Genomic DNA, 20,334 nt, shown 5'->3' with positions numbered 1-20,334 from the left:
GTAAGACAGCCTTACTGCTCAAGGGCGCACGCCATATGAAATCACCTTCCCAGACCAACGCAATTGACTTCGATAGCGCCAAATTGCAACGCCTGGGCTTTGGTCAGCAGCAACCGACTCTGGAAAGACCAGTCAGTCTTGCGCAACTGCGCCAGCAATTGAGCATGCAGCTGCAAACCAGTCTTGAGCCACAACGCATTCTCGGGCTTTTTTTCCGCGAGGTTCAGCGCCTCATACCGCTTGATGCCTTGAGCTATGAGCACAAGAGCAGTGACCTGCGCCTGGAATTCGGCCAACGCGGCCACCACTCGATCAGCTACAGCCTCAGCCATGAAGGCGAGCATCTGGGAGAGTTGGTGTTTCGCCGCAATCAGCGTTTCAGCGAGCAGGAACAGGGCAACCTCGAATCGCTGCTGGCCGCGCTGCTCTACCCGATGCGCAACACCTTGCTCTACCGCGCCGCGACCCAAAGCGCATTGCGCGATCCGCTCACGGATACTGGCAACCGCATCGCCATGGACCAGACACTGCTGCGGGAGATCGAAGTCTCGCGACGTCATCTGCAACCGTTGTCGCTGCTGATGCTGGACATCGATCACTTCAAACAGATCAACGACACCCACGGGCACAGTGTCGGCGATGACGTGCTCAAAGCGGTCGCCGCCTCGATCAAGCACCAATTGCGCAATGTGGACATGGTGTTTCGCTTTGGTGGCGAAGAGTTCCTGATCGTGCTGTCCAACACCAGCCGCGAAGCAGCGGCCCTGGTCGGCGAGCGGCTGCGATTTGCGATACAGGCCGAAGAGTATGTGGCCGAGGAACGCTCGATCCTGCTGACCGTGAGCCTGGGCTGCTCGACCTTGCTGCCCGGCGAATCCGCCGAGAGCCTGTTGCGAAGGGCCGATAACGCGCTGTACGTCGCCAAACGCGAGGGGCGTAATCGGTTGACGATGGCAGGGTGAGCTTTTAACAGCACTGCAAAACCAACGTGGGAGCGAGCCTGCTCGCGAAAGCTTTCTAACATTCAACATCTTTGGTGAATGTCAGGCAGCCATCGCGAGCAGGCTCGCTCCCACAGTTTTTATTGCCTGGTAATTGAATCAGCTTTCAGCAAGCGCCAGCCGCTCACGGGCCACCGGCATTTTTTCCGCGAGCTCCAGTTGCATGCAGCGCTCCAGGAACAGGTACATGTAGTCGTAGCTCTTGCACACGGCCTGGCGCAATTCCACTTGCAGTGCCCTGCTCGGGTTCATGCCCGCCAGCGTGCAGATGATTTCCAGCGCTTCCCATGGATGGGCATCATCGTACTGCGCATGCATCTTCAGCCACTTCATGGCGCGCTTGCGATCTTCCTCGGGGAACGATGCCGCGTACACACCATTGGAACAGACGACTGCCGACCACTCTCCGGTCGCGCCCTCAATGGCATAGTTGGTGGCAGCAATGGCGACGATCAGAGAATCCGCAGAGCTGGTGTGCCAGCACCAGTGGCTCAAGGCGTGAAGTTCCGGAGCCACCTGTTGCGCCTGCAGGTCTTCCAGGCTGACACCGTGAGCGCGGCTCCAATTCACCCAGTAGTCGGCATGGTTCAATTCGACGCGAATGTTGCGCATCAACCAGCGACGCGCCATGTCTTCGCCCGGATGACGGGCAAAACGGGTCTTGGTCAGGTTTTGTGCCATATATAACGCGAACTGTTCGACCACCGGCCAGCCACCGATCAGGTACTGACGCATGGTCTTTGCGCTGAGCTTGTTGTCACGCATGCGCTGATACAGTTCGTGTTCGACAACCCGGCGCTTGCTCTCGCTGCAATCCTGGATCAGGCGCTGGGCCCAGGCAGGATAACTTGCAGCTTCCATGAGGGGTCCGGTTCTGTTGAATGTGTCGATCACTGTCGAGCTCCTTTTGATTGTGATTGTTTTGACCGGCAAGAGACTTCAACGGAACGTGCCAGGCGCCTTGAACAAAAGAGGCTGAGGCCTGGCAGGACGACTTTGCAAACTGTCGCAGGTAAACAGTTGCGGGCGTTCAATGACATACCCTTGAGCGTAATCCACCCCGATCTCCAGTAATGCCTGCTCGATCTGGGGCGTCTCTACAAACTCGGCAATCGTACGTTTACCCATGACATGGCCGATGTGATTGATCACCTCGACCATGGCGCGGTTAATCGGGTCGTCCAGCATATCCTTTACGAAACTCCCGTCGATCTTCAGGAAGTCTACAGGCAAATGTTTCAGGTAAGCGAATGAAGACATACCGGCGCAAAAATCGTCCAGCGAAAAATGGCATCCCAAGCCTTTGAGTTCATTGATAAAACGAATTGCGCTGCCAAGATTGGAAATTGCACTGGTTTCGGTGATTTCAAAACAAATCATTTCAGGCGGAATGGAATAAGCTACGAACTGCTCCCGCAGGAAGTCCAGAAATGCCTCATCTCCAATGGTCGTGCCTGACAGATTGATCGCACACATGGCCAGCGGCCCCTGCCGTTTCTCGATGCGACATTGGGCGATGATCTTGAAAACATTCTCCACCACCCATCGGTCAAGGGACGTCATCAAACCATAGCGTTCGGCGGCCGGGATGAAACTGTCGGGAAGAATCATGCGGCCGGTTTCATCATGCAGACGCAACAGGATTTCGATATGCCCGCCGTCTCTTTCGGTGCTGCCCAACGGCGCAATTTCCTGGGCATACAGGCAGAAGCGATCCTCTTCCAGCGCCATGTGCAGGCGCTGCACCCAGGCCATTTCGCCGAAGCGCAGGGACAGTTCCGAATCGTCGGGGTGATAGACCTGAACCCGATTGCGACCTTTTTCCTTGGCCATGTAGCAGGCCATGTCGGCAGCACGCAACGAAGCTTCAAGGGTCGTCGGATTGTGCGCGACATGGACCAGACCGATGCTCACCGTGGTCACGAAAGGCCGCCCCTTCCACACAAAGTGCAGGTTCTGCACGGTCTGACGCAGCCCCTCGGCAATTTTCTCCGCCGCCTCCGGCCCACAGTTCTCCAGCAAAATGCCGAACTCGTCGCCGCCAAGCCGCGCCAGTGTGTCGCCCTCACGCAGACCTGATTGCAGCAACGCACAGATATGCCGCAGCAGTTCGTCACCTGCCGCATGGCCGCAGGTATCGTTGACCAGTTTGAACTGGTCCAGATCGAGGAACATCAAGGCATGCCGCCCCGGCTGCCGCGTCAGGTTGTGCAGCGCCTGCTCCAGGCGATACTCGAATTCGCGGCGGTTGGCCAGGCCGGTCAAGGCGTCATGGGTTGCTTGCCAGGACAGATTGGCAATGTATTGCCGCTCCTGAGTCATGTCGTGCAACACCAGCACCGTGCCGCTGACCTTGCCGGCATTGCGGATCGGCGCGCCAACCAGCGTCACCGACACCGTGCTGCCGTCCAGGCGCTGAATCAGCTTGGAATGCTCGCTGCCGCCGCTGAGCTGGCCGCTCAAAATGCGTTCGATCAGGGTGAAACCATCGGTTTGCGCGTTGTCGTCCAACAGATTGAACAACGCCGCCAACGGCAAACCGGTCGCCTGCTCCGCTTTCCAGTGGGTCAATGCCTCGGCGGCCGGGTTCATGTAGGCGATGGCACCCTCCACATTGGTGGTGATCACCCCGTCACCGATCGATTGCAGAGTGATCTGCGCCCGGTCTTTTTCCAGCTGAAGGGCGTCGGCAAAGGCATGCCGCTGCTTGAGCAGTTTACGGGTGCGCATCAGGGCCAACGCAATCAAGCCCAGGGCCGTGGCAAGGTTAATCACCAGCAGCAAACGAAGAATGACCCGCGACCCTTCCCCCAACGCATCGCTGAAGGCTTTCGCTGCCGGCGTCACCTCATCGTTGATTGCGAAAATCTGCGCCTTCCAGCGCTGGATGTCCGAATCGGAGGCCGGGCTGGCAGTGATAAGCCGATGCATGTCCTGCGCAACGTCATCGAGCTTGACCAGATACGCGTCACCCACGGTCCAGAGATCGATGGCCTTTTCGAGGTAGCTGAAGTGACGGAAATTGAGGTACAGCCAGATCAGGCTGGAAACGTCATCGGGATGGTTGCCGCCCTTGAGGATCGCCGCGCGTGCTGCTTCGATATTCGGTGGCTGGTGATCCAGCGCCACACGCAATTCGTGACCGCCCTGGGGCACGGCAATGGCGTTCTGGTATTTATGAAAAATAGCTTCATCGCCGTTGTCGGCATACAGATTGAGATAATAGATGGCGTCTTTCTGGCCCTTGGACCATAGGCTTTCGCCGGCAACGTAGCCACGAACAGCCGAAAGAACATAAAGGCTGACACCGCCCAACAAGGCCTGAAACACCACAACGGCGATAAATGGCCAGACGATGCCCAACAACCGGGGCGTTCCGAGAGTCCGCGTTTGATTCATGAGTTCCCTTGCATTAGCACTGCCTGATCGTCTTCCGGACGAAATCGCTACAACGAGACTAGGTTGCGTTCCAAGTCCCGGCAAGTAAGAACCTGTCGTCACCAGCGAGCGACCGAGGGATGAATAAAAATCCATCCTTGAGCCCCCACTCAATATACCTGTACCGCACGGATTCTCTTGCTGGTCGTTGTAATCGGTAGCGATCCCCCTTGCAGAGCCGCAGGGAACCGCCCGAAACAATACAAGAGAAGGCCTACCATGCAAACAACGGCCCTGAAAATCGATGGCACGATACGGCAATTGCAAAAAATCAGACAGCGCGAGATCTGTCAGTGCTGCTGCAAATGCCCATACAGCTTGGCGTACAGCCCTCCATCAGCAATCAGTTGCTGATGGTCGCCATCTTCGGCAATTTGCCCGCCATCGAACACCAGTACCCGATCGGCCTGTTTAACCGCTGACAACCGGTGCGCAATGATCAACGTGGTGCGGTTGCTCAGGAAACGCGACAACGCCTGGTGCAGGTTGTATTCGGTGGCGGCATCCAGCGCTGAAGTGGCCTCATCGAGGATCACCACTTTCGGTTCAGCCAAAACCATCCGCGCAATGGCCAGGCGTTGCCGCTGGCCACCAGACAAACGCACACCGGAACGCCCGACGATACTGTCCAGACCGTTGGGCAGTTCACGAATCGTGGCATGCAGTTGCGCAATTTCCAGGGCCTGCCAGCAGGCCTCGTCACTGCGTAAACGTCCCATGGTCAGGTTGGCGCGTACGGTGTCGTTAAACAGTGCCGGGTGCTGCAGGACCACGGCGACATTTTCGCGCACGGTTTCCAGGCCGATTTCCTGCTGGGTAGAACCGCCGAAGCGGATGGTTCCGGCCAGCGGCGTGTACAGACCCAGCAGTAACTGCACCAGCGTACTTTTGCCGCCACCGCTGGCACCGACGATCGCCACTTTTTCACCCGGGGCGATGGACAGGTTCATCTGATTCAACACCAACTCGTCGCCATAACCGAAGCTCAACCCTTGAACCTCGATGCCCACGGTCTCGCGGCCGTGGAATGGGTCGACGCCGCTGGGGTACTCCGGCTCATCGGCGCGGGATAACAGCTCGTTGATCCGCGACAGCGCACCGCCGGCTGCGTAGTAGGCATATTGCAGGTTCAGCAATTGCTCCACCGGACCGATCATGAACCACAGGTAGCTGAACACTGCGAGCATCTGGCCGATGGACAGGTCGGAAAACAGCACGGTGAGCATGGCGGCGGCGCGAAAAATATCGATGCCGAACTGGAACAGCAAGCCACTGGCACGGTTCGAAGCGTCGGTTTTCCACTGCGAACTGACCGCGTAATCGCGAACTTCCCTGGCGCGCAGGCCCAGTCGGCCGAGGAAGAAGCCCTGGCGGTTACCGGCGCGGACTTCCTGGATGGCGTCCAGGGTTTCGGTCAGTGCCTGGGTGAAACGCGAGGTGCTGTCGTTCTCGAGTTTCTTCAGGTGCTTGACCTTTTTGCCCAACTGCACGGTGGCGTAGATCACCAGCGGATTGAACAACAGAATCAGCAGCGCCAGCTTCCAGTGCATCCACATCAGGATCCCTGCGGTGCCGACCAGCGTCAGCATCGCCACGAGGAAGCGACTGAGGGTTTCGCCGACGAATTTGTCCAGGGTGTCGAGATCGGTCACCAGGTGGGTGGTCACCGTGCCGCTGCCGAGGCTTTCGTATTCACCGAGCGAGATGCGTTTGAGCCGTTCGATCAGGCGGATGCGAATGCGGTACACGATGTCCTTGGCCAGTGCGGCGAACAACCGCGCCTGCACCACGTTGAACAGCAATGCCGCACATCGCAGGGCCAGGGTCACCAGCAGCATCAGGCCGATGTAGCCCGCGGCTTTTTGCCAGACCTCGGGGAGTGCGAGGTTCATGATTTTCAGCGCCGCGTCACCATGCCCCAACAGCACTTCGTCCACCAGCAGCGGCAGAAGCAACGGGATGGGTACGCTGCACAGGGTCGCCAGCACGGCCACGCCGTTGGCGATCCACAGGGATTTCTTGTGATGAAGGGCCAGACGGCGGATTTCCGCCCAGCTCAAGCGGTCGACACGTTTTGCGGTTGGAACGTCGTCGGGCAGGTCATGCACAGGCGGCGCGCTCCAGCCAGCGGCCGAGCAGTGGAGACAGCACACTGAGCGGCTGATAGCCGTTGGTCAGCAATGCCAATTGACCATTTCGCTCAGCCAGCAAGGTAGGGAAGCCGGCAATGCCCAGATCCTGGACCCAGGTGAAGTCGGCGGCCGTTGCGGCATGCATATCGGCACGGTCAAACGCGGCGGCGAATTCGATACGCGGCAAACCCGCCTGTTCAGCCAGCTCCACCAGAACACTGGCGTGGGTCACATCGCGGCCTTGCGCGTAAAACGCATGTTGAATAAGCCCGAGCAGTTTCCACGCACAGTCCGGCGCCAGGTTACGTGCCGTCACCAGTGCCCGGCACGCAGGTTCCGTGTCGTACACGAATCCCTCGGGCAAGGCCCCCTCCAGTTTGAACGGCTGGCCGGTGGCTTCGGTGACCGCCTGCCAGTGTTCAAGGATATAGCGTCGGGTCGTTGGCTCTAGCGCCGAGCCGCTGCCGGTGCGCAAACCGCCCACCACCAGATGCACGTCCACACCCGCGGCAGCCGCCTGCTCGACCAATGCATTGGCCACCGGCGCAAAGCCCCAGCACCAGGAACACATCGGGTCCATCACATAGAGCAGGCGCGCAGCGTTCATGGTTCAGGCCTCGGAGGATGCTTGTTTGTAGTTGTAGCCGATCGGGTGAGGCATGTTGCGAGCCTTGGCCAATTCGATCTGTTTTTGCCGATCGATGGCGCTGCGGCGGGTTTTCTCGCTCAGCGAGTTCCAGCAATGCGGGCAACTGATACCGGCTACATAATGTTCAGATGCGCGATCTTCGACGCTGACCGGTGTGCGGCAGGCATGACATTGATCGTAGTCGCCTTCGCTCAGGTCGTGGCGAACCGTCACGCGGTTATCGAACACGAAGCAGTCGCCCTGCCACTTGGTTTCTTCCTGAGGTACTTCTTCGAGATACTTCAGGATACCGCCCTTGAGGTGGTAGACCTCATCGAAGCCTTCGCTGAGCATGTAGCTCGACGCTTTTTCGCAACGAATGCCGCCGGTGCAGAACATCGCAACCTTCTTGTGCACGGCCGGGTCGAAGTTGGCTTTAATGTAGTCGGGAAATTCGCGAAAACTGGTGGTTTTCGGATCGATCGCGCCTTCGAAGGTGCCAATCGACACTTCATAATCGTTGCGGGTATCGATCAGCAGCACTTCCGGATCGCTGATCAGCGCGTTCCAATCCTGCGGATCAACGTAGGTACCGACCTTTTTGTTCGGGTCCACGCCGTCAACGCCGAGGGTCACGATTTCTTTCTTGAGCTTGACCTTGGTGCGGTAGAACGGCTGCTCATCGCAGTACGACTCTTTGTGGTCGATGTCGTCCATGCGCGGGTCGTTCTTGAGCCAGGCCAATAGCCCGTCGATACCTTCACGGCTGCCGGACACGGTGCCGTTGATGCCTTCTTCGGCAATCAGCAGCGTGCCTTTGATGCCATTGTCGACCATCGCTTGCAGCAGTGGCTCGCGCAGGGCGACGTAATCTTCCAGGGTGACGAACTTATACAGTGCCGCCACGACAATCTGTTGTGTCATGGGTAAATCTCCAGGTGGCTACCCTCGTAAGGGGTGAACCGGATGCGAAAAAAAACGCGCCGGGTTAGCGGCGCGTTTCATAGTCTAACAAAATTAAACGCTTCTCTGTAGGAGCAAGCGGTGCGGCGTGTCAGTGCTTGCTGCCGCCGGCACAGGTCGGCGAGGCCGGAGCCGCGTCGACCTGCGCCCACTCTTCAGGCGTATAGGTATGCAGCGCCAACGCATGGAATTCGCCCATCAGCTCGCCAAGCGTGCCGTAGACTTTCTGGTGACGCTTGACGCGATTGAGCCCTTCGAACTGCTGGCTGACCACCACGGCCTTGAAATGGGTCTGCAACCCGCGGCTGTGCATGTGGCTTTCATCCAGCACCTCCAGATGCTGGGGCTGAAGCAGGCCCAGCGTCGATTCGATGCGTTGTTGCATGGTCATACCGGACTCCGCTTAAGGCTTTTTCTTGGCTGGAGCCGCTGCGTCTTTCGGCGTCAGCTCGGCAGTCATGTCAGCCAGCAGTTTGTTGACCACAGGCACCGCGCTTTCCAGCTTAGCCTGAGTCATCTGGGCCGATTGCTGAGTCAGCTGCGGCATTTTTTCCAGGACTTTCTTGCCCAGTGGCGACTGGTAGAACGCCACCAGGTCCTTGAGCTCGGATTCGGTGAAGTTGGTGGTGTAGAGCTTGACCATGTCCGGTTTCAGCTTGTTCCAGCCGATGGCCTGGTCCAGGGCGGCATTGGCCTTGGCCTGGTAGGTTTCCAGTACGGCTTTTTTCGAGTCCGGCGCTTTGGTTTGCTGGAAGCGCTGAGCAAACATCTGCTGGACTTGCATGTACACCGGAGTGCCCAGTTTGTCAGCATGTGCCAGGGTCAGGAAAGCCTCGGCACTGGCGTTGTGGCTGGCGGTATCGGCAAAAACCTGGCCGCTGGCACAAACCAATGCAACCGCGGTACAGATGGCACGAAGACGAGTCATCGAGTTTCCTTTTCTAGCAGGCGAGGTAAAACCCCAAGGGCGACCATTCTGCGCCTAAAAAAGTGTGTCGCTCAACCCCAAGCCTTGTCGGGCCTGATTTAGAGGGGTTCAATGGACAGAATCGAGACTGATGGAACCCCGGCCGTCGATCACGGCCTAAACTGCGCATTCAGACCTACAGGAGTGTGACCGATGAGCCGTATCGAAACCGACAGCCTTGGCCAGGTTGAAGTCCCGGATGAAGCCTACTGGGGCGCTCAGACGCAACGCTCGCTGGTCAACTTTGCCATCGGCAGCGAACGCATGCCGCTGGCGGTGCTGCATGGCCTGGCGCTGATCAAGAAAGCCGCGGCACGGGTCAACGACCGCAATGGCGACCTGCCCGCCGATATCGCCCGCCTGATCGAACAGGCTGCCGACGAAGTGCTCGACGGCAACCACGACAACCAGTTTCCGCTGGTGGTCTGGCAGACCGGCAGCGGCACCCAGAGCAACATGAACGTCAATGAAGTGATCGCCGGGCGCGCCAACGAACTGGCCGGCAACCTGCGTGGCGGCAAGTCCCCGGTACACCCCAACGATCACGTCAATCGCTCCCAGAGCTCCAACGACTGCTTCCCCACCGCCATGCACATCGCCGCGGCCCAGGCCGTGCAGCAACACTTGCTGCCGGCCATCGCCGAGCTGTCCGGGGGTCTTGCCGAGCTGTCGGCGCGGCACATGAAACTGGTGAAAACCGGGCGCACCCACATGATGGACGCGACACCGATCACCTTCGGCCAGGAAGTATCCGGGTTCATCGCGCAACTGGACTACGCCGAACGGGCAATCCGCGCGGCGCTGCCGGCGGTCTGCGAACTGGCCCAGGGCGGCACGGCGGTGGGTACCGGACTGAACTCGCCCCACGGCTTTGGTGAGGCGATCGCTGCCGAGCTGGCGGCGCTTTCCGGCCTGCCCTTCATCACCGCACCGAACAAGTTTGCCGCGCTGGCGGGCCATGAGCCGCTGACCACCCTCTCCGGTGCGCTGAAAACCCTCGCCGTGGCCCTGATGAAAATTGCCAACGATTTGCGCCTGCTCGGTTCAGGCCCACGTGCCGGTTTCGCCGAAGTGAAGCTGCCAGCCAACGAACCGGGCAGCTCGATCATGCCGGGCAAGGTCAACCCGACCCAGTGCGAAGCGCTGTCGATGCTGGCCTGTCAGGTCCTGGGCAACGACGTCACCATCGGTTTCGCCGCGAGCCAGGGGCACTTGCAACTGAACGTGTTCAAACCGGTGATCATCCACAACCTGCTGCAATCGATTCGCCTGCTGGGCGATGGTTGCAGCAACTTCCAGCAGCATTGCATCGCCGGCCTGGAGCCGGACGCCGGGCAAATGGCTGAACATCTGGAACGCGGCTTGATGCTGGTGACGGCACTGAACCCACATATTGGCTATGACAAATCAGCGGAAATTGCCAAGAAGGCTTATAGCGAAGGGCTGACGTTGCGTGTGGCGGCGTTGCAGTTAGGATATCTGACCGATGAGCAGTTTGATGCCTGGGTGAGACCGGAGAATATGCTGGACGCTGGGGCCAAAGGCTGAGTTTTTGTAGCGTCTGAGAGTCAGTCTTCGCGGGCAAGCCCGCTCCCACAGGTTTTGTGCCGGTCACAAGTCAGTGAACGACACAAAACCTGTGGGAGCGTGGCTTGCCCGCGATGAACGATGACGCGGTCTAGCGACCTATTGCCATCCGCATCCGCCGGGCCTTGAGCCCCGCAATCAATGACGGCCCCAACGCCACCAGCGCCGACCCCAGCACCACCAGTATGGCCCCGCCATACCCCAGGCCATTGATCGTCTCGGCATGTACAAAATCCGGCCACCACCACGCGGCCAGGGCGACGGCGCCGAAGGTCACCAGCGGTGTAATCGCCAGTGTCGCGCTGACCCGGGACGCTTCCCAGTGGGCCAGGGCTTCGGCAAAGGCGCCGTAGGCAATCAGGGTATTCAGGCAGCACGCCAACAGCAGCCAGCCTTGCAGCGGATTCAGTTGCAGCGCTTGCAGCGGATGCACCCACGGCGTCAGCAACAACCCGCAGAACAGGTAGATCACCATCATCACCTGCAGTGAATTCCACACCGTCAGCAATTGCTTTTGCCCAAGCGCATAAAAGGTCCAGACCGTGGACGCCAACAGCACCAGCAACACACCGGCGGTGTAATCGGTCAACGAGGTGAGCAGCTCACTCAGACGCTGATTGAAAAACAGCGCGAAACCGATCAGCAAAACCAGTAAGCCAATCCCCTGCCCCAGGCTGAAACGCTCCTTGAACACAAACACGCTGGCGATCAGCAGCATGATCGGTCCCATCTGCACCACCAGTTGCGCGGTACCGGGGCTGAGCAGGTTCAGCCCCATCAAATACAGCACGTAGTTGCCCACAAGGCCGAGCACCGCCATCAACACCAGCCAGCCGCCGCGCGGCCCGAGCACTTTGCGGCTCGGCAAGCGCCTGGTCGCGGCCAGGTAAATGAACAGGCAGCCACCGGAGACCATCAGGCGAAACCAGGTCACGGTGACCGGGTCCATCACCAACAACACCTGTTTGAGTTTGATCGGCAGGATTCCCCACAGCAGCGCGGTCAGCAAGGCCAGGAACAGACCGTAAACCCAGCGACCGGATGAAATGTGCATGCGAACCCCATAGCCAAGTGTCAAGAACCGTCATTCTAGGCGCACTGCCGCGTGGCACACAGGGACAGTTCGCGCCTCGCCGCGAATGAAACTGTGCAGGTCGCAACATAAAATTGGCGACACGCCGTCGATCCGATAACCAGGCATCGCAAGCGGTTCATGCATAAGCTCATTGGATCCACTCACCGCAACCTCCAGCAGGAGATCGCCATGTACGGCAAGCGCGCCCAGGACGACGCCCCCGCCACGCGTTTTCGCAGTGACCGGTTATGTCGGGTGAATGGGGAGTTGTACTTCAGCACCCGGGAAAACACGCTGGAGGGGCCGTTTGTGAATGCCGAGATAGCCGAGCGGGAAGTCCAGGCTTATATCGCGCGGATGCAGTCTTTGAGTATGAACAGGTAGATCGCGGCGTCTGCATTCGCGAGCAGGCTCGCTCCCACAGTGGATCTCTGTCGCACTACAGATCCCTGTGGGAGCGAGCCTGCTCGCGAAAGCTATTTGTCAGTCGCTGCAAAAGCTCAAGGTGTTACCGCACTGCCTCAAACAACCCCGTAGCCCCCATCCCACCGCCCACGCACATGGTCACGATGCCGTACCGCAGATTGCGCCGCTGCAATTCACGAACGATGTGCCCGACCTGACGCGAACCGGTCATGCCGAACGGGTGGCCAATGGAAATCGAGCCGCCATTGACGTTGTACTTGTCGTTATCGATCTCCAATCGATTGCGTGCGTACAGGCACTGCGAAGCGAACGCTTCGTTGAGTTCCCACAAGTCGATATCGCTGATCTGCAAGCCTTTGGCCTTGAGCAGCTTCGGCACGGAAAAAACCGGACCGATGCCCATTTCATCCGGCTCACAACCCGCCACGGTGAACCCGCGGAAGAACGCCTTGGGTTTCAAGCCCAGCGCCAGGGCTTTTTCCAGGCTCATCACCAGCGTCATGGAAGCACCGTCAGACAGCTGCGAAGAGTTGCCGGCGGTGACCGAACCGTCTTCGGCGAATACCGGCTTCAACCCGGCCAGGCTTTCCAGCGTGGTGTCGGGGCGGTTGCAGTCATCGCGATCAACGATACCGTCGAGGATCTGCACCTGGCCGGTAGCCTTGTCTTCGACACGGTATTTCACCGCCATCGGCACGATTTCATCGTCGAACAATCCCGCGGCCTGCGCCTGGGCGGTGCGCTGCTGGCTTTGCAGGGCGTACAGATCCTGTTCTTCGCGGCTGACGTTGTAGCGGCGCGCGACGACTTCGGCCGTCTGCCCCATCGGGAAGTAGATACCCGGCACCTGCTCCTTGAGCAGCGGGTTGATCAGATGGTCGGTGTTGACGCTTTTCATGGTCAGGCTGATCGACTCGACGCCGCCGGCGACGATGATGTCGCTGCAACCCGAGGCGATCTGATTGGCGGCGATAGCAATCGCCTGCAAGCCCGACGAGCAGAAACGGTTGAGCGTCATGCCGGCGGTGCCGATACCCAGTCGCGACAATACGGCGACATTGCGACCGATGTTGAAGCCCTGTGCCCCTTCGTTGGAGCCGGCACCGACGATGCAGTCCTCGACGCTGGCCGGATCGATGCCGGTGCGCGCCAGCAATGCATTGACGCAGTGCGCGGCCATGTCGTCCGGGCGGGTCTGATTGAATTTTCCGCGAAAGGATTTGGCCAGGCCGGTCCGCACGCTGTCGACGATCACCACTTCACGCATGGCATACCTCATTGTTGTTGTCGGTTTAGAGTGAACCGAGCATAAGCCCACCCAATTACCGACCGCGACAATCATTCACCCCGCGTATGCGCAACCATCGCCTCACTTCTTACCCTTGCGTGCTTGTTTGTCGGACTTTTCGAAGGCTTCTTCCAGCGCACGGTTGATCGTGCGCAGGACCTTGACCCGTGCCCAGCGCTTGTCATTGGCTTCCACCAGGGTCCACGGCGCGATCTCGGTGCTGGTGCGGTCGACCATGTCGCCGACGGCGGTGCGATAGTCATCCCATTTGTCGCGATTGCGCCAATCGTCCTCGGTGATCTTGAAGCGCTTGAAGGGTATTTCCTCGCGCTCCTGGAAGCGCTCCAGTTGCGTCTGCTTGTCGATGGCCAGCCAGAACTTGACCACGATCACCCCGGCGTCGGTGACCTGTTCTTCGAAGTCGTTGATTTCACTGTAGGCGCGCAACCAGTCCGCCGGGCTGCAAAAGCCTTCGACGCGCTCGACCAACACCCGGCCATACCAGGAGCGATCGAACACGGTAAATTTGCCCCGCGCCGGAATATGCCGCCAGAAACGCCAGAGGTACGGTTGAGCCCGTTCCTCTTCGGTCGGCGCGGCAATCGGCACGATGTTGTACTGGCGCGGATCCAGTGCCGCCGCCACCCGGCGAATCGCTCCGCCCTTGCCCGCCGCGTCATTGCCTTCGAACACCGCCATCAGTGCGTGGCGGCGCATGCGCTTGTCGCGCATCAACCCGGAAAACCGCGCCTGCTCGGTGATCAACTGTTCTTCATAATCGTCCTTGGTGAGACACGAGGCCAGGTCGAGGCTGTCGAGCAGGTTCACTTGGTCAACGCTGGGGAGCACCGGTGCGGCGCTGACTTTTTCCGGGTGGATTTTCGGACGTTGCAATGCGGCTTGCAGGCCTTCGAGCAAAAGTTTCCCCACCACCAGGCTGCGATAGTGCGCATCCATTCCGGCGATCACATGCCAGGGGGCATAGTCCCGGCTGGTGCGACGCAGTACCCGTTCGCCGAACTTCACAAACCGGTCATAGGTTTGCGACTGCTGCCAGTCCAGCGGGCTGATACGCCAGCTGTGCAGCGGATCATCGGCCAGCGCCTTGAGGCGCGCTTTCATCTGTTTCTTTGACAGGTGGAACCAGAACTTGAAAATCAGTGCGCCTTCATCGCACAACATTTTTTCCAGGCGTTCGGCGGCATTGATCGCCTGATCCAGCCGAGGGTCCTTGAACTCCCCATGGACCCGCCCCTGCAACATCTGGCTGTACCAGTTGCCGAAGAAAATCCCCATGCGGCCCTTGGCCGGGAGCATTCGCCAATAGCGCCAGGCCGGTGGCCGCGCCAGCTCTTCGTCGGTTTGCTGATCGAAGGTGCGGACCTCGATCAGACGCGGGTCCATCCATTCATTGAGCAACTTGACCGTCTCGCCCTTGCCGGCACCTTCGATGCCGTTGATCAGGATGATCACCGGGAAGCGTTTCTGCTGCTGAAGTTCGAACTGTGCTTCGAGCAAGGCTTCGCGCAGGGCCGGCTCTTCGGCCTCGTAGGTTTCTTTGTCGATGGCGTGATCGATTTCGGCGGATTCGAACATGGATGGCTCCCTTCCAGATGTGAGAAGACTAGCGGATAGACCCTGTAGGAGCGAGCTTGCTCGCGATGAACTCAAGAGCGGTGCGTTTATTCAGTAAGCACGCGTCATCGTTAACGTCCATCGCGAGCAAGCTTGCTCCTACGGGATCAGGCACCTGGCCCGCGATCGGCTAGAATGGCCACCTTGCCGTTGCCGAGCCTGCCATGAAACCTGTAATGCCCCACGCCCAGCTCGACTGGGACGACCAGGGACGCCCGTATTCGCGAGTGTTCGATGATGTGTACTTCTCCGATCAATCGGGGCTGGACGAAACCCGCTACGTGTTCATCGAACAGAACCGTTTGGCCGAGCGCTTTGCCGCCTTGCCGCAAGGCGGTCGCCTGGTCATCGGCGAGACCGGTTTCGGGACGGGGCTGAATTTTCTGTGCGCCTGGCAAGTGTTCGAACAACATGCGGCGACCGATGCGCGACTGCATTTTGTCAGCGTCGAAAAGTACCCGTTGAGCCTGCCTGACCTGCAACGGGCGCTGGCGTTGTGGCCGGAACTCAAGGTGTTTGCCGACCAGCTGCTGGCGCAGTACGTAGCCATTCATCAAGGCTTTCAGCGGCTGGTGCTCGATGGCGGTCGCGTCACCCTCACCCTGCTGATCGGCGATGCACTGGAGCAGTTGCCACAACTGGATGCGCAAATCGACGCCTGGTTTCTCGATGGCTTCGCCCCGGCGAAAAACCCGGACATGTGGACCGCCGAACTGTTTGCCGAACTGGCAAGGCTGGCGGCGCCCGAATCGACCATCAGCACCTTCACCAGCACCGGTTGGGTACGGCGCTTGCTCAACGCCGCCGGTTTCAAGATGAAACGTACGCCGGGCATTGGCCACAAATGGGAAATCCTGCGGGGCACGTTCATCGGCTGGCCTGCAGAAATCCCGGCACCTGCCGTGGCCAAACCGTGGTTTGCGCGCCCGGCGGCGCTGGCCGGTAAACGTCGAGCACTGGTGATCGGAGCCGGCCTGGCCGGCTGTGCGACAGCGGCCAGTCTGGCTGCACGGGGTTGGCAAGTGAATCTGCTGGAGCGTCACGATGCACTGGCGCAGGAAGCCTCGGGCAACCCTCAGGGCGTGCTTTACCTCAAGCTATCGGCCCATGGCACGGCGTTGTCGCAACTGATTGTCAGTGGATTCGGTTACACCCGACGCTTGCTCGAGCAGTTGCAACGGGGCGTGGATTGGGACGATTGCGGTGTCTTGCAACTGGCGTTCAACGAAAAGGAAGCCGAACGTCAGGCGCAATTGGCGGCAGCCTTTCCCGAAGGCTTGCTGCACAGGCTCGATCAATCGCAGGCCGAGGCTCGCGCCGGTATCGCGCTGCCATCAGGTGGCCTGTTTTACCCCGAAGGCGGTTGGGTAAATCCGCCTGCCTTGTGCCAATGGCAGGCGGCGCAATCGAACATTCAGTTGCAGACGCATCACGAAGTGCTGGAACTGCGCCGTTTGGACGGGCGGTGGCAAGCGTGGGATGGCGACAGGTTACTGGCCGATGCTCCTGTGGTGGTATTGGCCGGTGCTGCCGAGATCAAGCGCTTCCCGTACAGCAGCGAGTTGCCGCTCAAACGCATTCGCGGGCAGATCACTCGTTTGCACCAGACACATGAAAGCCAAAGCCTGAGTACCGTGGTCTGCGCCGAAGGTTATGTTGCTCCGGCACGATTGGGTGAACATACGCTGGGTGCCAGTTTCGATTTCAACAATGACGACCTGACACCTACAGCGGCCGAGCATGCCGGCAACTTGCAGATGCTCGAAGAAATCTCGCTGGATCTGGTCGCCCGGCTCGGCGCGGACACCTTGCAGCCTGAAGCACTTGAAGGTCGCGCAGCGTTTCGCTGCACCAGCCCGGATTACTTGCCGATTGTCGGCCCCTTGGCCGACAGCTCGGCATTCGTCGACGCCTACAGCGTCTTGAGCAAGGATGCCCGGCAAACCCCGGACATCCCTTGCCCATGGCTGGACGGCTTGTACGTCAACAGCGGCCATGGTTCCAGAGGACTGATCACCGCGCCGTTGTCAGGCGAATTGATCGCTGCGTGGCTGGATAACGAACCGCTGCCATTGCCCAGGACCGTGGCAGAGGCCTGTCATCCGAACCGCTTTGCCTTGCGCCGCTTGATTCGAGGCAAGGCCTGAGACGTTCAATCCAGCGCAAAGCAGGTCTTCGACGCGTCAGCCTGCATGGCTGCCTCGGTCAGACGCTTCAACAAGGCGTTCTCAGTCCTGTTTTGTTCGGCTGCAATACTGCCCACTTCTGTTAGGTAGTCCACGCCAAACGTCGGGTCGTTTTCAGCGGCTGTCTCCATCCGCACGTGAAAAGGCGCAGTCAGGTCGTTGAACTGTTTGCCATGGTGCTGTCGCAAGAATTCGCTCCAGAACGTGCGGCCACTGATGTAAGTCGATAGTTCAGCAGATGCTTCTGCAGCGCAGGGGCGTCCTGTTCGATTGCGCTCAGCAGCATCGTGCAGGCAGCCTGGGTGATGTGCTTTTTCAGGTAGGCCATGTGAAGGGCGACTTGCATGTCCAGCACCTTCAAACGCCGGATGTCAGCGGCGGAAGCTCGATCATCGACAGGTGCGCCTTTTACCGGTTTGGCCGGCAACGCCAGGGCCTCGTCGATATGGCGCTGATAACGGGCACCCAGGTCGAGTTCGCGACAGAGCGTCGCGAATTTTTCAGGGGTAATCACAGTGTCTGATTGAGACTTGGCATCGATTCGTATCACTGATCCCGCCGCCATCCCACCGATCTTCGCTTCCCCGGAAGTGAAGTTTTCCATGGCCGCGTGGAGCAAGCTGCGTGAGAGAGTGCCTGCGTTGTTCAAGTAGCCGATAGGGAACAGTCCCGTTGAGGAAAGCGGTCAGTTGCTCCTTGCAGAACTCGTCCAGCGGCTTGAGCTTTTCGAGCGCCGTCCTGGCCCTGGCTTGAGCCAGAAAGACTGCTCAAACGCGGATTTCAGCGCCTGCACCCCGTTCAGATCCGCATTCGCCAGCCATTCCGGAATGGACGCTTGCAGCACCTCGGCCTTGTCCAGATCGCCTGTGTGTTCCAACAACGCTTCCAAACGTTGTCCGGGTGTCATTGGTACCGCCGCAGGGGCAGCCTTGGGTGTTGTGGACTCCATGAGCAATGTCCTTATTGCGTTGAGGGCCGTTCAGTTTATGAAGCTCGGCCGCCGATTGATAATTCCAATACCGGGTCGAATCGGAGCCCATCCAAGCAACTATTCCCATGCATCACATCATAAATTACCGCCACTGCCCTGCGCGCCTGTGCCTGTCCGACAACGCCTGCTTATAACCGATCGGTCTAAAACTCCCACTACCGAGGCGGGTCAGTTTCTGAGTACCCGCTGATTTGGCGCGGTATCGATTGCCCTCCCCAACGGAAAAACCGGTAAGGAAATTATGTGCGGATTAGCTGGCGAGTTACGTTTTGACGATCAACCTGCAGACCTTGCAGCCATTGAGCGAATCACCCATCACCTGGCGCCACGCGGTCCTGACGCCTGGGGTTTTCACAGCCAGGGGCCGATTGCCCTGGGCCATCGACGCCTGAAAATCATGGACCTGTCGAACCGCTCGGCGCAGCCGATGATCGACCATCAACTGGGACTTTCCCTGGCCTTCAACGGCGCAATCTACAACTTCCCCGAACTTCGCACCGAGCTGGAAAGCCTGGGGTATGCCTTCTATTCCGGCGGTGATACCGAAGTGCTGCTCAAGGGCTTTCACGCCTGGGGTGAAGCGCTGCTGCCCAAGCTCAATGGCATGTTCGCGTTCGCCATCTGGGATCGCGATGCCAAACGTCTGTTCATTGCTCGCGACCGCCTCGGCGTGAAGCCGCTGTATCTGTCGCGCACCGGCCAGCGCCTGCGCTTCGCCTCGTCGCTGCCGGCATTGCTCAAGGGCGGCGACATCAACCCGATCCTCGATCCGGTCGCGCTCAATCACTACTTGAACTTCCACGCCGTGGTCCCCGCGCCACGTACCTTGCTGGCGGGTATCGAAAAACTGGCGCCGGCCACCTGGATGCGCATTGAAGCGGATGGCACCACCGAGCAGAAAACCTGGTGGACCCTGCCCTACGGACCACACGCCGACGAGATGAACCTGACCCTCGAAGACTGGCGCGACCGGGTGCTCGACAGTACCCGTGACGCGGTGGCGATTCGTCAGCGGGCGGCGGTAGACGTCGGCGTGCTGCTGTCCGGCGGTGTCGACTCGAGCATGCTCGTCGGCCTGTTGCGCGAAGTCGGCGTGGACAATCTCTCGACCTTTTCCATTGGGTTTCAGGATGCCGGCGGCGAACGCGGCGACGAGTTTCAATACTCGGACCTGATCGCCCGACACTACGGTACGCAGCATCACCAACTGCGCATCGACGAAAAAGAGATCATCGAACAACTGCCCGCCGCGTTCCGCGCGATGAGCGAGCCGATGGTCAGCCATGACTGCATCGCCTTCTACCTGCTATCGCGGGAAGTGGCCAGGCACTGCAAAGTGGTGCAGAGCGGTCAGGGTGCCGACGAATTGTTTGCCGGCTACCACTGGTATCCGCAGGTCGACGGCGCCGACGATCCATACGCGGCTTATCGCGAGGCTTTTTTCGACCGCAGCTACGAGGACTACGCCGCCACCGTGCAACCGAAATGGCTGACAGCGAACGACGCCGCCGGTGACTTCGTCAAAGAACATTTCGCACAACCGGGGGCCGACGCCGCGGTAGACAAAGCCCTGCGCCTGGACAGCACGGTGATGCTGGTGGACGACCCCGTCAAACGCGTCGACAACATGACCATGGCCTGGGGCCTGGAAGCGCGCACACCGTTTCTCGACTACCGCCTGGTGGAGCTGTCGGCCCGGGTACCGGGCAAGTACAAGCTGCCGGACGGTGGCAAGCAGGTGCTCAAGGAGGCGGCACGGCTGGTGATTCCGAGCGAGGTGATCGACCGCAAAAAAGGCTACTTCCCGGTGCCGGGTCTCAAGCATTTGCAGGGCGATACGCTGAACTGGGTGCGTGAACTGCTGCTCGATCCGAGTCAGGATCGCGGCCTGTTCAACCCGGCGATGCTCGACCGCCTGCTGACCGACCCGCAAGGCCAATTGACCCCGTTGCGCGGTTCCAAACTGTGGCAACTGGCGGCGCTGAACCTGTGGCTCAGCGAACAAGGAATCTGAGCG

At 59.6% G+C, this 20,334-nt stretch carries 18 protein-coding genes; 5 read left to right on the top strand and 13 right to left on the bottom strand.

The annotated features are described in order from the left end of the window. Positions 1 to 35: 35 nt before the first annotated feature. Positions 36 to 962 (top strand): GGDEF domain-containing protein, encoded by a 927-nt coding sequence (locus LAB08_RS07445; protein ID WP_096512824.1) that lies wholly within the window; start codon positions 36 to 38, stop codon positions 960 to 962. 138 nt (positions 963 to 1,100) lie between these two features. Here the strand turns inward: LAB08_RS07445 and LAB08_RS07440 are convergent, their stop codons facing one another. The 7 genes from LAB08_RS07440 to LAB08_RS07410 form a co-directional block, all read right to left on the bottom strand. Continuing rightward, entirely contained in the window at positions 1,101 to 1,862 is a 762-nt protein-coding gene (locus tag LAB08_RS07440; protein WP_436799344.1) for an iron-containing redox enzyme family protein, read from the bottom strand. 78 nt (positions 1,863 to 1,940) lie between these two features. Next, the gene (locus tag LAB08_RS07435) at positions 1,941 to 4,400 is read right to left on the bottom strand and encodes an EAL domain-containing protein (RefSeq protein WP_096512826.1); all 2,460 of its coding nucleotides are present in this window, start codon (positions 4,398 to 4,400) and stop codon (positions 1,941 to 1,943) included. A 329-nt stretch (positions 4,401 to 4,729) separates the two neighbouring features. Next, positions 4,730 to 6,547 (bottom strand): ABC transporter ATP-binding protein, encoded by a 1,818-nt coding sequence (locus tag LAB08_RS07430; protein ID WP_096512827.1) that lies wholly within the window; start codon positions 6,545 to 6,547, stop codon positions 4,730 to 4,732. Next, positions 6,540 to 7,178 (bottom strand): DsbA family protein, encoded by a 639-nt coding sequence (locus LAB08_RS07425; protein ID WP_096512828.1) that lies wholly within the window; start codon positions 7,176 to 7,178, stop codon positions 6,540 to 6,542. Before LAB08_RS07425 ends, LAB08_RS07430 begins: the two co-directional genes overlap by 8 nt. A 3-nt stretch (positions 7,179 to 7,181) precedes the next feature. Further along, a complete protein-coding gene (gene trhO, locus LAB08_RS07420) occupies positions 7,182 to 8,123 on the bottom strand; it encodes an oxygen-dependent tRNA uridine(34) hydroxylase TrhO (RefSeq protein ID WP_096512829.1) in 942 nt (313 codons plus the stop codon). Between the two features lie 130 nt (positions 8,124 to 8,253). Next, positions 8,254 to 8,553, bottom strand: coding sequence for a BolA family protein (locus LAB08_RS07415; protein ID WP_096512830.1), 300 nt, complete (start codon positions 8,551 to 8,553; stop codon positions 8,254 to 8,256). Between the two features lie 12 nt (positions 8,554 to 8,565). After that, positions 8,566 to 9,090 carry a DUF2059 domain-containing protein gene (locus tag LAB08_RS07410; protein ID WP_096512831.1) on the bottom strand — a complete coding sequence of 175 codons (525 nt, stop codon included), beginning with the start codon at positions 9,088 to 9,090 and terminating at the stop codon, positions 8,566 to 8,568. 192 nt (positions 9,091 to 9,282) lie between these two features. On the opposite strand from LAB08_RS07410, the gene LAB08_RS07405 reads away from it, so the two are divergent. Beyond that, positions 9,283 to 10,677: a class II fumarate hydratase gene (locus tag LAB08_RS07405; RefSeq protein WP_096512832.1), complete on the top strand. Its 1,395-nt coding sequence runs from the start codon at positions 9,283 to 9,285 to the stop codon at positions 10,675 to 10,677. 130 nt (positions 10,678 to 10,807) lie between these two features. On the opposite strand, the gene LAB08_RS07400 is transcribed toward LAB08_RS07405, so the two are convergent. After that, positions 10,808 to 11,770 carry a DMT family transporter gene (locus LAB08_RS07400; protein ID WP_096512833.1) on the bottom strand — a complete coding sequence of 321 codons (963 nt, stop codon included), beginning with the start codon at positions 11,768 to 11,770 and terminating at the stop codon, positions 10,808 to 10,810. Between the two features lie 210 nt (positions 11,771 to 11,980). Between LAB08_RS07400 and LAB08_RS07395 the strand changes: the two genes are divergently transcribed. Then, positions 11,981 to 12,175 carry a DUF6316 family protein gene (locus LAB08_RS07395; RefSeq protein WP_096512834.1) on the top strand — a complete coding sequence of 65 codons (195 nt, stop codon included), beginning with the start codon at positions 11,981 to 11,983 and terminating at the stop codon, positions 12,173 to 12,175. 124 nt (positions 12,176 to 12,299) lie between these two features. On the opposite strand, the gene LAB08_RS07390 is transcribed toward LAB08_RS07395, so the two are convergent. Continuing rightward, positions 12,300 to 13,484, bottom strand: a complete 1,185-nt coding sequence (locus tag LAB08_RS07390) for a thiolase family protein (RefSeq protein ID WP_096512835.1) — start codon at positions 13,482 to 13,484, stop codon at positions 12,300 to 12,302. Between the two features lie 102 nt (positions 13,485 to 13,586). Further along, positions 13,587 to 15,101, bottom strand: a complete 1,515-nt coding sequence (pap, locus tag LAB08_RS07385) for a polyphosphate:AMP phosphotransferase (protein ID WP_096512836.1) — start codon at positions 15,099 to 15,101, stop codon at positions 13,587 to 13,589. Positions 15,102 to 15,304: 203 nt separating this feature from the next. Between pap and mnmC the strand changes: the two genes are divergently transcribed. Further along, positions 15,305 to 17,287: a bifunctional tRNA (5-methylaminomethyl-2-thiouridine)(34)-methyltransferase MnmC2/FAD-dependent 5-carboxymethylaminomethyl-2-thiouridine(34) oxidoreductase MnmC1 gene (mnmC, locus tag LAB08_RS07380; RefSeq protein ID WP_096512837.1), complete on the top strand. Its 1,983-nt coding sequence runs from the start codon at positions 15,305 to 15,307 to the stop codon at positions 17,285 to 17,287. Between the two features lie 5 nt (positions 17,288 to 17,292). Here the strand turns inward: mnmC and LAB08_RS07375 are convergent, their stop codons facing one another. Genes LAB08_RS07375 through LAB08_RS07365 form a run of 3 tightly spaced genes read right to left on the bottom strand, consistent with a single transcriptional unit; the run spans position 17,293 to position 18,215 of the window. Continuing rightward, positions 17,293 to 17,514 (bottom strand): hypothetical protein, encoded by a 222-nt coding sequence (locus LAB08_RS07375; RefSeq protein ID WP_157755741.1) that lies wholly within the window; start codon positions 17,512 to 17,514, stop codon positions 17,293 to 17,295. After that, the gene (locus LAB08_RS07370; protein ID WP_367115839.1) at positions 17,478 to 17,975 is read right to left on the bottom strand and encodes a dermonecrotic toxin domain-containing protein; all 498 of its coding nucleotides are present in this window, start codon (positions 17,973 to 17,975) and stop codon (positions 17,478 to 17,480) included. Before LAB08_RS07370 ends, LAB08_RS07375 begins: the two co-directional genes overlap by 37 nt. Positions 17,976 to 18,011: 36 nt before the next feature. Next, complete coding sequence (locus tag LAB08_RS07365; RefSeq protein ID WP_177409553.1) at positions 18,012 to 18,215, bottom strand: hypothetical protein; 204 nt, start codon at positions 18,213 to 18,215, stop codon at positions 18,012 to 18,014. A gap of 343 nt (positions 18,216 to 18,558) precedes the next feature. Here LAB08_RS07365 and LAB08_RS07360 point away from each other — a divergent pair, with 343 nt between their 5' ends. Continuing rightward, positions 18,559 to 20,331: an N-acetylglutaminylglutamine amidotransferase gene (locus LAB08_RS07360; protein WP_096512838.1), complete on the top strand. Its 1,773-nt coding sequence runs from the start codon at positions 18,559 to 18,561 to the stop codon at positions 20,329 to 20,331. Positions 20,332 to 20,334 lie beyond the last annotated feature (3 nt).

Origin of the sequence: Pseudomonas izuensis, assembly GCF_002356535.2 — a bacterium.
In the GTDB taxonomy this organism is placed as follows: Bacteria; Pseudomonadota; Gammaproteobacteria; order Pseudomonadales; family Pseudomonadaceae; genus Aquipseudomonas; species Aquipseudomonas izuensis.
Note: the sequence above shows the minus strand (reverse complement) of the source record. Positions and strands in the feature narration are given on the sequence as shown.

What these genes read in the sequence shown, in the direction of transcription:
- trhO (WP_096512829.1), bottom strand. Translation starts at nt 8,123, where the DNA reads ATGACACAACAGATTGTCGTGGCGGCACTGTATAAGTTCGTCACCCTG.
- pap (WP_096512836.1), bottom strand. Translation starts at nt 15,101, where the DNA reads ATGTTCGAATCCGCCGAAATCGATCACGCCATCGACAAAGAAACCTAC.
- LAB08_RS07395 (WP_096512834.1), top strand. Translation starts at nt 11,981, where the DNA reads ATGTACGGCAAGCGCGCCCAGGACGACGCCCCCGCCACGCGTTTTCGC.
- LAB08_RS07425 (WP_096512828.1), bottom strand. Translation starts at nt 7,178, where the DNA reads ATGAACGCTGCGCGCCTGCTCTATGTGATGGACCCGATGTGTTCCTGG.
- LAB08_RS07405 (WP_096512832.1), top strand. Translation starts at nt 9,283, where the DNA reads ATGAGCCGTATCGAAACCGACAGCCTTGGCCAGGTTGAAGTCCCGGAT.
- LAB08_RS07360 (WP_096512838.1), top strand. Translation starts at nt 18,559, where the DNA reads ATGTGCGGATTAGCTGGCGAGTTACGTTTTGACGATCAACCTGCAGAC.
- LAB08_RS07390 (WP_096512835.1), bottom strand. Translation starts at nt 13,484, where the DNA reads ATGCGTGAAGTGGTGATCGTCGACAGCGTGCGGACCGGCCTGGCCAAA.
- mnmC (WP_096512837.1), top strand. Translation starts at nt 15,305, where the DNA reads ATGAAACCTGTAATGCCCCACGCCCAGCTCGACTGGGACGACCAGGGA.
- LAB08_RS07400 (WP_096512833.1), bottom strand. Translation starts at nt 11,770, where the DNA reads ATGCACATTTCATCCGGTCGCTGGGTTTACGGTCTGTTCCTGGCCTTG.
- LAB08_RS07435 (WP_096512826.1), bottom strand. Translation starts at nt 4,400, where the DNA reads ATGAATCAAACGCGGACTCTCGGAACGCCCCGGTTGTTGGGCATCGTC.
- LAB08_RS07415 (WP_096512830.1), bottom strand. Translation starts at nt 8,553, where the DNA reads ATGACCATGCAACAACGCATCGAATCGACGCTGGGCCTGCTTCAGCCC.
- LAB08_RS07440 (WP_436799344.1), bottom strand. Translation starts at nt 1,862, where the DNA reads ATGGAAGCTGCAAGTTATCCTGCCTGGGCCCAGCGCCTGATCCAGGAT.
- LAB08_RS07410 (WP_096512831.1), bottom strand. Translation starts at nt 9,090, where the DNA reads ATGACTCGTCTTCGTGCCATCTGTACCGCGGTTGCATTGGTTTGTGCC.
- LAB08_RS07445 (WP_096512824.1), top strand. Translation starts at nt 36, where the DNA reads ATGAAATCACCTTCCCAGACCAACGCAATTGACTTCGATAGCGCCAAA.